Source organism: Arthrobacter wenxiniae (genome assembly GCF_013376105.1).
Lineage (GTDB): Bacteria > Actinomycetota > Actinomycetes > Actinomycetales > Micrococcaceae > Specibacter > Specibacter wenxiniae.
The window spans coordinates 98,161-112,687 of record NZ_JAAMFM010000001.1 but is presented as its reverse complement, the minus strand read 5'-3'; the positions used below and the strand labels follow the sequence as shown (position 1 = coordinate 112,687).

General features: G+C 68.3%; 15 protein-coding genes. 14 read left to right on the top strand and 1 reads right to left on the bottom strand.

From position 1 onward, the window contains the following. The first annotated feature begins 37 nt into the window (after positions 1-37). From G6034_RS00560 to G6034_RS00520, 9 genes are all read left to right on the top strand, one after another. A complete protein-coding gene (locus G6034_RS00560; protein ID WP_176633151.1) occupies positions 38-1,804 on the top strand; it encodes a nitrite/sulfite reductase in 1,767 nt (588 codons plus the stop codon). Then, positions 1,801-2,526 carry a phosphoadenylyl-sulfate reductase gene (locus G6034_RS00555; RefSeq protein ID WP_176633150.1) on the top strand — a complete coding sequence of 242 codons (726 nt, stop codon included), beginning with the start codon at positions 1,801-1,803 and terminating at the stop codon, positions 2,524-2,526. The genes G6034_RS00560 and G6034_RS00555 overlap by 4 nt, the downstream gene beginning before the upstream one ends. Beyond that, positions 2,523-3,476 carry a sulfate adenylyltransferase subunit CysD gene (gene cysD / locus G6034_RS00550; RefSeq protein ID WP_246295184.1) on the top strand — a complete coding sequence of 318 codons (954 nt, stop codon included), beginning with the start codon at positions 2,523-2,525 and terminating at the stop codon, positions 3,474-3,476. The genes G6034_RS00555 and cysD overlap by 4 nt, the downstream gene beginning before the upstream one ends. A 56-nt stretch (positions 3,477-3,532) precedes the next feature. Then, positions 3,533-4,900, top strand: coding sequence for a sulfate adenylyltransferase subunit 1 (locus G6034_RS00545; RefSeq protein WP_176633366.1), 1,368 nt, complete (start codon positions 3,533-3,535; stop codon positions 4,898-4,900). Between the two features lie 136 nt (positions 4,901-5,036). Beyond that, entirely contained in the window at positions 5,037-5,393 is a 357-nt protein-coding gene (locus G6034_RS00540) for a VOC family protein (RefSeq protein WP_176633149.1), read from the top strand. A gap of 34 nt (positions 5,394-5,427) precedes the next feature. Then, positions 5,428-5,757, top strand: a complete 330-nt coding sequence (locus tag G6034_RS00535) for a PadR family transcriptional regulator (protein ID WP_176633148.1) — start codon at positions 5,428-5,430, stop codon at positions 5,755-5,757. Between the two features lies 1 nt (position 5,758). Further along, complete coding sequence (locus G6034_RS00530; protein ID WP_176633147.1) at positions 5,759-6,124, top strand: DUF1048 domain-containing protein; 366 nt, start codon at positions 5,759-5,761, stop codon at positions 6,122-6,124. 24 nt (positions 6,125-6,148) lie between these two features. Next, positions 6,149-6,961, top strand: coding sequence for an ABC transporter ATP-binding protein (locus G6034_RS00525; RefSeq protein WP_176633146.1), 813 nt, complete (start codon positions 6,149-6,151; stop codon positions 6,959-6,961). 10 nt (positions 6,962-6,971) lie between these two features. Continuing rightward, positions 6,972-7,733 (top strand): ABC transporter permease, encoded by a 762-nt coding sequence (locus tag G6034_RS00520; protein WP_176633145.1) that lies wholly within the window; start codon positions 6,972-6,974, stop codon positions 7,731-7,733. A 112-nt stretch (positions 7,734-7,845) separates the two neighbouring features. Here the strand turns inward: G6034_RS00520 and G6034_RS00515 are convergent, their stop codons facing one another. Next, positions 7,846-9,654 carry an HNH endonuclease signature motif containing protein gene (locus G6034_RS00515; protein WP_176633144.1) on the bottom strand — a complete coding sequence of 603 codons (1,809 nt, stop codon included), beginning with the start codon at positions 9,652-9,654 and terminating at the stop codon, positions 7,846-7,848. Positions 9,655-9,818: 164 nt separating this feature from the next. Between G6034_RS00515 and G6034_RS00510 the strand changes: the two genes are divergently transcribed. From G6034_RS00510 to G6034_RS00490, 5 genes are all read left to right on the top strand, one after another. Next, the gene (locus G6034_RS00510) at positions 9,819-10,823 is read left to right on the top strand and encodes a GTP pyrophosphokinase (RefSeq protein WP_176633143.1); all 1,005 of its coding nucleotides are present in this window, start codon (positions 9,819-9,821) and stop codon (positions 10,821-10,823) included. A 144-nt stretch (positions 10,824-10,967) separates the two neighbouring features. Continuing rightward, positions 10,968-11,330 (top strand): helix-turn-helix domain-containing protein, encoded by a 363-nt coding sequence (locus G6034_RS00505; protein WP_176633142.1) that lies wholly within the window; start codon positions 10,968-10,970, stop codon positions 11,328-11,330. A 217-nt stretch (positions 11,331-11,547) separates the two neighbouring features. Then, positions 11,548-12,705 carry an ABC transporter substrate-binding protein gene (locus tag G6034_RS00500; RefSeq protein ID WP_176633141.1) on the top strand — a complete coding sequence of 386 codons (1,158 nt, stop codon included), beginning with the start codon at positions 11,548-11,550 and terminating at the stop codon, positions 12,703-12,705. After that, positions 12,702-13,505 (top strand): ABC transporter ATP-binding protein, encoded by an 804-nt coding sequence (locus G6034_RS00495; RefSeq protein ID WP_176633140.1) that lies wholly within the window; start codon positions 12,702-12,704, stop codon positions 13,503-13,505. The genes G6034_RS00500 and G6034_RS00495 overlap by 4 nt, the downstream gene beginning before the upstream one ends. Beyond that, positions 13,498-14,439, top strand: coding sequence for an ABC transporter permease (locus G6034_RS00490; RefSeq protein ID WP_176633139.1), 942 nt, complete (start codon positions 13,498-13,500; stop codon positions 14,437-14,439). The genes G6034_RS00495 and G6034_RS00490 overlap by 8 nt, the downstream gene beginning before the upstream one ends. The last annotated feature ends 88 nt before the right edge of the window (positions 14,440-14,527 follow it).

The window sequence follows — 14,527 nt, the reverse complement described above, 5'->3', positions numbered from 1 at the left end:
TGTTTGCCAGCCATGACGGGCCCCCTACGCTCGTTTTATGACACAGACAGCTCTAGCCGGAGCAGCCGCCACCGGCACTGAAACCGTCCCCGCCGAGGCACCTGCAAACGTCCGCACTGTCCGGGCCCGCCCGGCAGCGAAGCCGCACGGGCAGTGGAAGGTGGACGGCAAGGCGCCGCTGAACCCGGTCGAGGTCTGGAAGCAGGACGACGACGGCCTGGCCGTGCGCCAGCGGATCGAGTCGATCTACTCCCGCGAGGGCTTTGACTCGATCGCGGATGACGACCTCCACGGCCGCTTCCGCTGGTGGGGGCTGTACACGCAGCGCAAGCAGGGGATCGACGGCGGCAAGACGGCGTCGCTGGAACCGCACGAGCTCGAGGACAAGTACCTCATGCTGCGCGTGCGCATTGACGGCGGCGTGCTTTCCACCGAGCAGCTGCGCGTCATCGCCGGGATCTCCACTGACTTTGCCCGCGGCACGGCGGACCTGACCGACCGCCAAAACATCCAGCTGCACTGGGTGGAAATTGAAAGCGTGCCGGAGATCTGGCGCCGCCTGGAGTCCGTGGGCCTGTCGACCACCGAGGCCTGCGGCGACGTGCCGCGCGTCATCCTCGGCTCCCCGGTGGCCGGCATCGCCAAGGACGAAATCCTGGACCCGTCCGGGTTCATCGAGGAGCTCAACCGGCGCTTCATCGGAAACCCCGAGTTTTCCAACCTGCCGCGCAAGTACAAGACCTCCATTACCGGGCACCCCAACCAGGACACCGTGCATGAGATCAACGACGTCTCCTTTGTGGGCGTGCTGCACCCCGAACTGGGTCCCGGCTATGACCTGTGGGTGGGCGGCGGCCTCTCCACCGCGCCGCGCCTGGCCAAGCGCGTGGGGGTGTTCGTGCCGCCCGGGGACGGCCCCGCCGTGTGGGAGGCCGTCACCAGCATTTTCCGCGACTACGGCTACCGCCGCATGCGCAACAAGGCCCGCATGAAGTTCCTCATCGACGACTGGGGGATCGGGAAGTTCCGCCAGATCCTCGAGGAGGAGTACCTGGGCCGGAAGCTGCCCGAGGGCATCGTGCCCCCGCAGGCCAAGGCCCTGGGCGACCACATCGGCGTCCACGAGCAGAAGGACGGCAAGTTCTTCATCGGCACCAGCCCCATCGTGGGCCGCCTCTCCGGCGACACGCTGCTGGCCCTGGCGGAGGTGCTTGAAGCCCACGGCACGCACCGCCTGCGCACCACCCCGCACCAGAAAATCCTGGTGCTGGACGTCGACGGCGGCGACGTCGAATCAATCATCGCCGACCTCGACGCCATTGGACTCTCGGCCCGGCCGTCGATCTTCCGCCGCGCCACCATGGCGTGCACTGGCATCGAGTTTTGCAAGCTGGCCATCGTCAACACCAAGGGCACGGCAGCCCACGCCATCGCCGAGCTGGAGGTCCGCCTGGCCGACCTCATCGACTCCGGCGAGCTGGTCCAGCCGATCGGGCTGTACATCAACGGCTGCCCCAACTCCTGCGCCCGCATCCAAACCGCGGACATCGGCCTGAAGGGCATGATGCTCCCCACGGACGACGGCGGCCACACCCCCGGCTTCCAGGTTCACCTGGGCGGCGGGCTGGCTTCCGTGGAGCGCGAGGAGGCGGGCCTGGGCCGCACGGTCCGCGGGCTCAAGGTGCCCGTGGACGACCTCCCCGACTATGTGGAACGCGTCATCCGCACCTACGTGGCGAACCGGACCGCGGGGGAGACCTTCGCCGAATGGTCCCACCGCGCCGACGAGGGGCTGCTCCAATGAGCGCGGCGCAAGCCGCCTCGGCGCTGCGCCCGTCATCCGAACTCCGGGCGCTCGCCGAGGCGGGCGCCGCGGAACTGGACTGGGATGCGCCCGCCAAGGACGTCATCGCCTGGGTGGCGCGCAACTTCGCAACGGAGGCTGCCGCCGTCGCCTGTTCCATGGCCGACGCCGTGCTGCCGGCCCTGGTTGCCGACCAGCTCCCCGGCGTGGACGTCCTGTTCCTGGACACCGGCTACCACTTCCCGGAAACCTACGCCACGCGCAACGAGGTGGCCGAGAACCTGCGGGTGAACGTGGTGGACGTCAAGCCGGAGCACTCGGTGGCCGAACAGGACTCGCTGCTGGGCCGGGACCTCTTTGCCCGCGACCCCGGCCGCTGCTGTGCGCTGCGCAAGGTGGAGCCCCTGCACAGGGCCCTCGCCGGCTACGAGCTGTGGTTCACCGGCGTGCGCCGCGACGAGGCCCCCACCCGCACCAACACGCCGCTGGTCAGCTGGGATGAAAGGAACGGGCTGGTCAAGGTCAACCCCGTTGCCACCTGGAGCCACGACGGGCTGATCTCCTACTCCGGGGACAATCTGCTGCCGGTGAACCCCCTCCTCAGCCAGGGCTACCCGTCCATCGGCTGCGCACCCTGCACCAAGAAAGTGGCCCCCGGCGCGGACCCCCGGTCGGGACGCTGGGCCGGAACCTCCAAGACAGAATGCGGGCTACACGCATGAGCACCCAAATAACAGAGACCCCGGTGGACGAGCCGGTGATTGAGCCTGTCGAAATCGTCGAGCTGAACTCGCTCGACCTGCTCGAATCCGAGGCCATCCACATCATCCGCGAGGTCGTGGCCGAGTTTGAGCGCCCCGCGCTGCTGTTCTCCGGCGGCAAGGATTCGGTGCTCATGCTGCACCTGGCCACCAAGGCGTTCTGGCCCGGCAAGGTGCCGTTCCCCGTGCTCCACGTGGACACCGGCCACAACTTCCCGGAGGTCATCGACTTCCGCGACCGCACGGTGGAGCGCCTGGGCCTGCGCCTGGAGGTGGGCTCCGTGCAGGAGTTCATCGACCGCGGCGAACTGGCCGAACGCGCCGACGGCACCCGCAACCCGCTGCAGACCGTCCCGCTGCTGGATGCCATTGCGCGCAACAAGTTCGACGCCGTGTTTGGCGGCGGCCGCCGCGACGAGGACAAGGCCCGCGCCAAGGAGCGCATCCTGTCCCTGCGCGACGAGTTCGGCCAGTGGGACCCGCGCAACCAGCGGCCCGAACTGTGGAACCTGTACAACGGCCGCCACACGGTGGGCCAGCACGTGCGCGCGTTCCCCATCAGCAACTGGACCGAGCTGGACGTGTGGCGCTACATCGCCCGCGAAGGCATCGAGCTGCCCCCCCTGTACTACGCCCACGACCGCGAGGTGTTTGCCCGCGACGGCATGTGGCGGGCCGTGGGCGAGGTCTCGCAGCCGCGCCCCGGCGAGGACGTCGTCACCAAGCAGGTCCGCTACCGCACGGTGGGGGACATGTCCTGCACCGGCGCCGTGGCCTCCAGCGCCGCCACCGTCCACGACGTGGTGCGCGAGGTTGCCGCCTCCACCCTGACCGAACGTGGCGCCACCCGGGCCGATGACCGCATCTCCGAGGCAGCCATGGAAGACCGCAAGAAGGACGGCTACTTCTAATGAGCACACTCTCCAACCCGCTGGTCGAGCCTGGAGTCGCGCCGGTCGGGACCCGGATGTCGGCAAGCGCAATCACCGGCGGAACCCTGTTCCGCTTTGCCACGGCCGGCTCCGTCGACGACGGCAAGTCCACCCTGGTGGGCCGGCTGCTCCACGACTCCAAGGCCATCCTGGCGGACACGCTCGACGCCGTCACCCGCACCTCGGCGGAGCGCGGCTTCGGCGGGGACAACGACAGCGCGCAAAAGATCGACCTCGCGCTGCTGACCGACGGGCTGCGCGCCGAGCGCGAGCAGGGCATCACGATCGACGTCGCCTACCGCTACTTCGCCACTGACCGCCGCAGCTTCATCCTTGCGGACTGCCCGGGTCACGTGCAGTACACCAAGAACACGGTGACGGGCGCGTCCACGGCGGATGCCGTCGTCGTCCTCATCGACGCGCGCAAGGGCGTGCTGGAACAGACGCGCCGGCACCTGTCCGTGCTGCGCCTGCTGCGGGTGCCCCACGTGGTGGTCGCGGTGAACAAGATCGACCTCGTGGACTTCAGCGAGGAGGCCTTCCGCGCCATCGAGGCCGAGGTGCAGTCCGTGGCCGCGCAGATTGGCGTCTCCGACGTTCTGGTGGTGCCGGTGTCCGCGCTGGAGGGCGACAACGTGGTGGAACGCTCCGCCCACACCCCTTGGTACACGGGCCCGGGCCTGCTGCAGATCCTGGAGGCGCTGCCCACCCTGGACGAGGTGGAGCGTGGCCTGGAGCCTTTCCGCTTCCCCGTCCAGCTGGTGATCAGGCCGCAGGGTGCGCTGGCTCCCGACCTTGCCGACGCGGACGACGCCGGTGCCTCCTACCGCGACTACCGCGCCTACGCGGGGCAGGTAGCTTCCGGGTCCGTGTCTGTCGGGGACGCCATCACGGTGCTGCCGTCCGGGCGGACCGCCACCGTGGTGGGCATCGACTTCGCCGGCCGGTCCCTGGAGCGGGCCGTGGCGCCGCAGTCGGTTTCGCTGAGGCTGAGCGAGGAGATCGACATTGCCCGGGGCGACGTCATCGCCGCCACCGGCACGTTCGGCGAGGTCAGCCAGGACCTGTACGCGGAACTGTGCTGGCTCTCCACGAAGCCCCTGCGCGAGGGCGCCAAGGTGCTGATCAAGCACGGCAGCAAGACCGTGCAGGGCCTGGTCCGCGCCGTGACGGGCAAGCTGGACCTGGACAGCTTCGAGCTGGGCGCTGCGGCCGGACTGGAACTGAACGACATCGGCACGGCCCAGATCCGCCTGGCGTCCGCGCTGCCGCTGGAGACGTACGCGCTGCACCGACGCACCGGGGCGTTCCTGGTGATCGATGCCCAGGATGGCAACACGCTCGCCGCCGGCCTGGTCAAGGACCATCCGGGCGACCGCGAGGGCGAGCGCTACGTGATCTAACCCGCCCGGTGCTCTGTACAGCACTTCTGCCGCCGTTTCCGCATTTCTGCCCCCGCCCTGACACCGGCGGAAATGTGGAAGCGGCGGCATTTTGCGCGGCATTTTCCCCCGACGAGCCACTCCAGCTTCGGAAACGATGAAGGATCCGAACATTTACGGCCTGGTGCTCGCCCCGACGTTCCTGGCCACATTCACGGACAAGCCCCTTGTCGACCCCGCAACGGCCATCCAGGTGCAAACAGCCGTGAGCCGCGAGAGCCGGGCGGCAGTGGATGAACTGGCCGGGAAGGCGTTGGCATCAGGCGGCAAGGGACCGTGCGCGGCCCAGGACCTGGCTTCATGTGCTCCCGTGGACGTCGAGGGGGTCATCGGATCCGGTGGGCGCATGCCCGCTGGACGGCGGCTTGACCAGGGCAGCCATCGGAACGGCGTCGTCATCAATTTCCGTGAAGGTATTGCACGCGCGCTACTTAACGCTACTATGTACTGGTAGCTAGTAACACTGAGTAGTTGGAGAAGGGGGCCACATGGGCAAGCAGATGACGGAGATGCTCAAGGGCACGCTCGAGGGCATTGTCCTGGCCATCCTGTCCGTGCAGCCCGCCTACGGGTATGAAATCACCACGCGGCTGCGCGAACAGGGCTTTACGGACATCGCCGAGGGCACCGTCTATGCGCTGCTCCTCAGAATTGAACGCAACGGCCTGGTCGAGGTGGAGAAGGTGCCCTCCGGGAAGGGGCCGCCGCGCAAGGTGTATTCACTCAACGTCCCCGGGCGGGAATATCTCGACGAATTTTGGGCAACATGGGGCTTCCTGGCCGAGCGGCTGGGACAGCTGAAGGATGAAGGGAAATAGGGTGGCAAGGAATTGGATCGAGCTGGTCACCGGCTCGCTCGAGCAGAAGAAGCAGTACCGGCAGTACAAGGCGCGCGTGAAGGCACTTCCGGAGAACTACCGCACGGCCATCGAGGCGCTGGACCGGTACCTGATGTACTTCGGTGCGGTTACCAAGGGGGACACCCTGGTGACGATGTTGGAGGATCTCCTCGAGCTCTTCGAACAGAGCGCCGCCGACGGCACGCCGGTCCGCGCCATTGTCGGGGCGGATCCCGTGGAGTTTGTGGAGACGTTCCTGGCGAACTATTCGGAGGGGCAGTGGATCAACAAGGAGCGGAAGCGGCTGACCGACGCCATCGACTCCGTCGCGGACAGCGAACCGTAATCCCGGCTTGGGAAGGACATTCAGATGAAAACCACCAGCAGCCAGGCGCCCGTGATCCGCGTGCGGGGCCTGGAGAAGTCGTACAAGGAATTGCAGGTCCTGCGCGGCGTGGATTTTGACGTGGTGAAGGGAAGCGTTTTTGCCCTGCTCGGGTCCAATGGGGCGGGCAAAACCACCATTGTGAAGATCTTGGCCACCCTCCTCAAGGCCGACGCCGGTGCTGCCACCGTCAACGGCTTCGACGTCGCCACCCAGGCGGGCGAGGTGCGCGAGTCCTTCAGCCTCACCGGGCAGTTCGCTGCGGTGGATGAAATCCTCACCGGACGGGAAAACCTGGTCCTGGTTGCGAAGCTGCGGCACGTCAAGGACCCCGGCGCCGTGGCGGATGAGCTGCTCGGACGGTTCTCCCTTGCCGATTCGGGCGGCCGGAAGGTCTCCGGGTACTCGGGCGGCATGCGCCGCCGGCTCGACATCTCGATGAGCCTCATCGGGAACCCGCCGGTGATCTTCCTCGACGAGCCGACAACGGGGCTCGACCCACAGGCGCGGCTCGAGGTGTGGGCGGCCGTGAGGGAGCTCGCGGCCCACGGCACCACGGTGCTGCTCACCACGCAGACACTGGACGAGGCCGAACAGCTCGCGGACAGGATCGCGATCCTGCACGGGGGCAGGATCATCGTCAATGGCACGCTCGCCCAGCTCAAGGCACTGCTCCCGCCGGCCAAGGTGGAATACGTTGAAAAGCAGCCGACCCTTGAGGACGTTTTCCTCGCGTTGATTGGCGACACCAGCAAGAACGGCGACGCCGGAGACGCCAGCGTCGGAGCGAAAGACTGAGGAGCATCCGATGAACAAGCACTTTTTCGGCGACACCGCCGTTCTGCTGGGACGGTCCCTGCGCCACATCTCGCGCAGCCTGGACACGATCATCACCACCACCATCATGCCGATCGCGTTCATGCTGCTGTTTGTCTACGTTTTCGGCGGGGCCATCAAGACCGGCACCGGCAACTACGTCAACTACCTGCTGCCCGGCATCCTGCTGATCACGATTGCCTCCGGCATCTCCTACACGGCGTTCCGGCTGTTCCTGGACATGAAGGGCGGCATCTTCGAACGGTTCCAGTCCATGCCGATTGCGCGGTCGTCCGTGCTGTGGGCGCACGTGCTCACGTCCCTGGTCGCCAACCTGGTCTCGATCGTGGTGGTGGTGCTGGTGGCCGTGCTCATGGGCTTCCGGAGTCCGGCCGGCCCGATGGCGTGGCTTGCCGTGGCCGGAATCCTGCTGCTGGTCACGCTGGCGCTGACGTGGATTGCCGTCATCCCGGGACTTTCCGCGACGTCGGCGGACGGGGCGAGCGCGTTCTCCTACCCGATCATCTTCCTGCCGTTCATCAGTTCCGCGTTTGTCCCCACCGCCACGATGCCAGGCCCGGTGCGCTGGTTCGCCGAAAACCAGCCGGTCACCTCCATCGTCAACTCGATCCGCGAGCTGTTCGACGGGCAGGCGGTGGGCAGCGACATCTGGATCGCCCTTGCCTGGTGCGTCGGCATCCTGATGGTGGCATACGTCTTCGCGATGGCTGCCTATCGCAAGAAGATTGCATAAGGTTGGCGCTGCCGGATGGTGTGGCGCACGGATCCGCGGTGTCCGCCTGGGACTTAATTTCACCTGTGGTCACCTGGTGGGGTTTAGCCGCGGGGACGGGAAGTGGATGCCGTCAGTCGTCCTCATCGAGGTGCTTGAAATTGTGTTGGATGAGGCTCTCGAAGGGGCTGTGGCTGGGGTCGATCCGTGGTGCCGCGCCGGCCGCGCCGGCGAGTCTGGCAGCTCCCTTGGTGATGCGTTTTTTGAGCCATTTGGGGTAGGCGGGCGGCTGGGTGGTGCGGGGCTTCGGCGGGTGGTATTTGCCGGTGGGTGAGGTCCAGGCGATGCGTCCGTCGTTGGTGGTGCAGGGTTTCCAGCCGCGCAGCTTGATCCCGCGACGGTCGGGGTCCAGGTCCTGGCGGTAGCGGCCGTGCCTGTCCTTGTCGTCGCGGAAGTGCTTGTAGCCGTGGTGGCGTTTGCATTCGGGCAGGGAGTTTTCCACGGTGGTGGGCCCGCCGGCGGAGTAGGGGGTGATGTGGTCGGTTTCGGTGTCCAGGGCCGGGTTGGTGCAGTTCGGGAACGAGCAGGTTTCGTGCAGGGCCCGGAGCAGGGTTTTTTCGGCCTGTCGGAGCCGGTAGCGGTCCGGGGGCAGGCCCGCCAGCGGGGTGTTGGTGAGCGGGTCGGTCAGTACGCGCAGGAACGCGCCGGCGTTGAGCAGGAGCTTGCGGGCGATCTCCTCCGGGATGGGCCCGTGTCCGGCCAGTTGCGCTGGCTCGTTCGTGAGGCCGAGCAGGGCCAGGGCCGGGACGGTGACGATGACCTGCGCAGAAGGCAGTGGCGGCTCCGTGACCGCCTGCCCGTTGCGGGTGGCCTCCAACTGCGTGAAGTACTCCTGCACCGGGTCCTCGGGCATCCCGTCCACGCCGCCGTCCACCACGGCGGCCGCCAAAGCCGTGACCCGCTCCCCGACGGGGATGCCCTCCCCGACGGGGGTGCCCTCCCCGACGGGGGTGCCCTCCCCGACGGGGGTGCCGGGGGTGGTGCAGGCCTCGGGGAGGGCCTGGCCGAGGAGGAGGATCGCGGCGGTGTCGGCGCGGAGCTGGTCCAGGGTGCAGTGCTCGCCGGGGCCTTGCTGGGCGCGGGCCAGGCGGGTGCACTGGACCAGGGCGCCGAGCGCTGCCGGGGCGGGGAGGTGCAGGGTCAGCCATGCCATGCCGTCCTTGCCGGGGTCGACACTCAGGGACCGTTTCGCGATGGCTTCGCGCATGCGGGTCGTGAGGGTTTCCGGGTGCAGGCCTTCGCGCAGCTTGCGGGCGCGGGCAGCGAACGCGCCCGCGGTCGTGCCGGGCGCGGCCGCCAGCAGCCCCGCCTCGAAGGCGGTGATGTCTGCCGGCTCGACGGCCGGGGTTTGGGCCAGGGTCTGGGTTTCCTCAAGGATCGTGCACGCGTGGCGCCAGGAGAGCACGCCGCGGCCCAGGGCGTCGAAGGTGTCCGGGTGGGCGGCGAGGCTGGCGCACTGGTGGGCCAGTGCGGTCGCGCTGCCCTGGGGGATGAGCAGGGTCGTGGCGATCTCCGCGACCGCGCTGGATTCCGCCACCTGGCCCTGGTGCCGGTCCAGGGCCAGGGCCGCGGCTTCCACCGCGACGGCCGCGAGGTGGCGGGCCACCAGGGCCGCCTTCAACGCCGCCGTCCGGGCCTCCAGGACCCGCACAGCCGCCAGCGCCGCCACCGAGGCGTCCTGCACGGCCCGGGCCACCGAGACCCGGGAGGCAGGCTCCGGGACCGGGGCCGGATGCCGCGCGTACGGCGGCAGGCCAGCCAGCACGGCATTGTCGGGGCCAAAGGGTTCAATGGAGGGAAGGGACAGGGCGGAGATCAGTGCCGCCACCTCCTGCGTGGCGGGAAGCCCCCCGTTGCCGGGGTCACAAACCGGCTCGTCCATACCATGGATTCTACACCCCTTGTACTATTATCTCAACATGTATTAGAAGATTAGTTCTAATAATTTTTGACTCGTTCGCGACACCGCTTTCAGCAAGTCCAACTGCCGCAGCCGCCAAGTGGGTAGAGTTGGAGCCAAGGCCGGCAGGAGTTAAGGATGTGACCATGCGGCAGTCCGTTGGCGAGTTCAGCCCGGAAGTTTTGGACTTTGCCGGGCGCATTTGCGAGTTCGAGGCCGCGGCGGAGGCCATCCGGAAATGCATCGTCGCCCGGCTCCGGGACGACGGCCTGAACCACCACGACGTCCGCTGCCGCGTGAAGTCCCCCAAGTCCGTGCAGGAAAAGCTGGACCGCCGCGATCACGCCGGGCATCCCCGCTACCCCGGCGGCCCCGAGGACCTTGACGACCTCATCGGCGTCCGTGTGATCCTTTTCGTGGAAACTGACATCAAGGCCGTCGCCATCGCCCTGACCAGCCAGTTCATCTGCCACGACGACGAGGACAAGACCGCCGTGATCCGCAAGAACGGCGGGATCGGCTACTCGGGCCGGCACCTGACCCTGGAAGTTCCGGTGGACAACCCGCCGCTGGGCTGCGAGGCCTACCGCGGGCAGCGCTTCGAAGTTCAGCTGCGCACAGTCCTCCAGCACGCCTGGGCGGAATTTGAGCACGACATCCGCTTCAAGGGAACCCACGTGGACAATGCCGAGATCAGCCGCGCGTTCACCATGGCATCCACCCTGATCGAGCTCGCCGACCAGCAGTTCGTCAACATCTCCGACATCCTCAAGCGCCTCCAGTCCGAAACCGACGCCACCGAGTCGCGCGACCTGGACGCGAACTCCATCCAGCTGCTCCTGGACCGGGTGTTCCCCGCCTACCCGCACAGCAAGGCGGGCCAATACCAGTGGCTGGTGGACGTGCTCGCGGCCAACGGCTTCAGCACCGTGGCCGCCGTCGAACAGTGGTTTGCGGACATCGATCAACAGGCCATGGTCCCTTCCATGGGCTACCGCTTCCTGCCCGGCCAGGTCCGCGTGGTGGACGACCTCCTGCTCAAGACCTTCGGCGAACCCTACATCGAGGCCACCAGAAACGTGGGCAACGACTTCAATCGGGAAGGCAAGCTGCGCTTCCGCCTGCGCCGGTTCCGTGCGTTCCACTCCTGAGGCGGCCACCCTTTCCTGCAGTACGACGCCGGACCCCCCGACGCCCTGCCGCTCACCCCTGCCGGCCGGCCCAGCCACCGCGCCCCGCACCAGGACCCCACCGGGCGGGGCTGGGCCGTCGGCGCGCTCCTGCTGGCCAACGCCATGACCCAGGTGCCCGGCAGCGGGGCAGATGTGGTCCGCATCGGGGACGCCGCCAGACGCCTTGCCATTTCCACACGGACCCTGCAGCGGCGGGCGAGGAAGCATGTGGGCCTGAGTCCGTCGGCCCGAAACCGGCGCCGCTGGCTGCAGGAAGCCGCAGACCGCTCCCGTACGCATCCCGCACTGGGACTGGCCGCCGTGGCCGCCGCATTCGGCCACGCCGACCAGGCGCATCCGGCCAAGGACTTCCAGAGCGTCCCCGGCCTCACCCCCGGCAGCCACCGGCGGTCCGTTGACCAGGACCCGCCCCCGGCCCCGCAAGCAGGCCGGAACCCTGAAAGCACCCCGCCACAGCCTTTGTGACGCTGCGTGAACCCCCGTGACCCCGGGTGTCCGGACCGTTGAAGCGCGCCCGCACCATTCCCTAGCGTTTACCCATGACCACTTTGGCAGAGCCCGCCGGCACCCCCGCACGGACCACCGTGAGGGGCTCGCAGGCACCCGCACCACGGAAGCCCATGCCGCGATGTAGCGCGCAATAGCCGCCCGCCCGCACCTCACCGACCAAAGGACTCACACCATGCCGAACACCCCAGAACAGCCCCCTAGGCTCGCCACCACCCGGATCGTCGCCGGCGAAAAGCCCAAGGGCAGGCGCCGGACCGTGGAGATTGTCGCCGTCGCCGCGCTCGTGGCGCTCATTGGTGCCGGGGCCGCCGTCGCCTCCGTCACTGCCGACAACAACGCCGCCAGGAGCGACGCCGCCCCCCAGCCAACCGCCGCCGCGACTCTTAGGCTGGGCTACTTTGGGAACGTCACGCATGCCCCGGCCGTGGCCGGCCTGCAGGAGGGCCTCCTCGCGAAGGACCTGGGCGCCACGAAACTGAGCACCCAGGTGTTCAACGCCGGCCCCTCCGCCATTGAGGCGCTCAATGCCGGGGCCATCGACGCCGCCTACCTTGGCCCGAACCCCGCCATCAACTCCTATGTCAAGAGCGGCGGGGCATCCATCCGCATCATCGCCGGGGCAACCAGCGGGGGGTCGCAACTGGTGGTCAAGCCGTCCATCACCTCCGCCGCCCAGCTCAGGGGCAGGGTCCTGGCTTCGCCGCAGCTTGGCGGGACCCAGGACGTGGCCCTGCGCTCGTGGCTGGCGAGCCAGGGCTTCAAGACCACGCCGGGCGGCAGCGGGGACGTGACCATCAACCCCACCGACAACGCCCAAACCCTCAAGCTCTTCCAGGACGGCAAGCTCGACGGCGCCTGGCTCCCCGAGCCGTGGGCCTCCCGCCTGGTGCTCCAGGCCGGGGCCAGGGTCCTGGTCAACGAGGCCAAACTGTGGGACAAGGGGCAATTTAGTACAACCGTGCTGGTCGTCAACAAGTCATATCTCGATGCGCACCCGCAGACAGTCGAGGCGCTGCTGAAGGGCCATGTGGACTCCATCCAGTGGCTCAACACGCACAAGGCGGAATCGGCGGCGGTCATCAACGCCGGGCTGAGGGGTGCTGCCGGGAAGCCGTTGGCCCAAAACGTCATTGACCGCTCCCTCACCGAACTGGCCTTCTCCGCGGACCCTCTCGCGGCAACCTTCCCGGAGCTCTTGGCACACGGCGTGGCGGCCGGCGTGACCAGGCAGGCGGACATCAAGGGCATCTTTGACCTCGGGCCGCTCAACAAGGCGCTGACATCCGCCGGGCAAAAGCCCGTCTCGGCTGCCGGGCTGGGGACGGAATGACGGATACGCTCACGCAGGCGCAGGTGCTGCCCGGAACTGGCGCACGGCGCGCCGGGGACGGGCAGCGCGGCGGGGCTCCCGCCGTCGTACTTGAAAACGTGGGCAAGCGCTTCGGCGCCGGCCCGGCAGTCCTGGCGGACGTCAACGCCACCGTGCGGCAGGGCGAGTTCGTGGCCCTGCTGGGGGCGTCGGGCTGCGGAAAGTCGACGCTGCTGAACATCATTTCCGGGCTCGACGTGCCAACGTCCGGTGCGCTGGAGGTCCCTTCGGACGGCGCGGCGTTCATGTTCCAGGACTCGTCGCTGTTCCCGTGGCTGAGTGCCGGCGGCAACGTGGAGCTGGCCCTGAAGCTGCGCGGCGTGGGCCGGGCCGAACGGAAGGCTCGTGCCCGGGAGCTGCTGGAGCTGGTGAACCTGGGGCACGCCGCGGACAAGCGCCCGCACGAGCTCTCCGGTGGCATGCGCCAGCGCGTGGCGCTCGCCCGTTCGCTCGCCCAGGACCGGGCCGTGTTGCTGATGGACGAGCCCTTTGCGGCCCTGGACGCCATCACCCGCGACCTGCTGCACAACGAGCTGGAACGGGTGTGGCAGGAAACCGGGCGGACCATCATTTTTGTCACGCACAATGTGCGCGAGGCCGTGCGGCTGGGCCAGCGCGTGCTGCTGCTTTCCTCGCGCCCGGGCACCGTGGTGGCGCAGTGGCAGGTGTCCGAGGAGCACCGGACCGACGCCGCCAAGGCCGGGGAACTGACCGGTCGCATCACCGCCCGACTGCGCGAGGAGATCCGCCGCCATGCCTGACACCGCCCTGCCTGACACCGCCCTGCCTGACACCGCCCTGCCTGACACCGTCACCTCGCCCCTGCTCAAGGGCGACAGCGCCGAGGACATGCGGTCACTGGAAGCCGGGCTGGACTCGCTGCAGTCCGAAACGGCCCACCGCAGGAAACTGGATCTCTCCCGCATGCTGCTGCCCGTCGCCGCGCTGCTGGTGCTGGTACTGGCCTGGCAGTTCTATGTGTCGCTGGGCTTCCGGCGCCGCGACCAGGTGCCGGGGCCGCTGGACGTGCTCGGCTCGCTCGGTGTGCTCTGGCAGGCGGGCACTGCCCAGGAGGCCATCTGGACGTCGCTGCAGCGCGGCTTCGTGGGGTTCGCCATCAGCATTGTGGTGGCCACGCCCATCGGGCTGCTCCTGTCGCAGGTGCACTTTCTTCGCCGCGCCTTTGGGCCGCTGGTGTCCGGGCTGCAGGTGCTGCCGTCCGTGGCCTGGGTGCCCGCTGCCATCATCTGGTTCGGACTCAGTGACGCCACCGTCTACTTCGTCATGTTCATGGGCGCCATCCCGTCCATCATCAACGGGCTGATTTCCGGCGTGGACCAGATACCGCCCCAGTACCGGCGCGTGGGGCGCATCCTGGGCGCCTCGCGCTGGGAAATGGCCCTGCACGTGGTGCTTCCCGCGGCCCTGCCTGGTTACGTGGGCGGGCTGAAGCAGGGCTGGGCGTTCTCTTGGCGCTCACTCATGGCGGCGGAAATCATCGCGATGGGCGGCACGCTGGGGTTCGGCCTGGGCTCGCTGCTGGAGCAGGGCCGCCAGCTGGCGGACATGGGCATTGTGATGTCCGCGATCCTGGTCATCCTCTTCGTGGGGATCACCGTGGAGCTGCTGGTGTTTGCCCCGGTGGAAAAGCGGCTCCTGCGCGGGCGGGGCCTGCTGGCCGGCAGCACGCGGTAGTCCCCGGCAGCTTGCCGACGGTGGTCGAGCAGCGAGCTCTGCGGGCGCCTCGAGAACCGCCCGTGGGCGACCCGGGGCGTCAACCGCT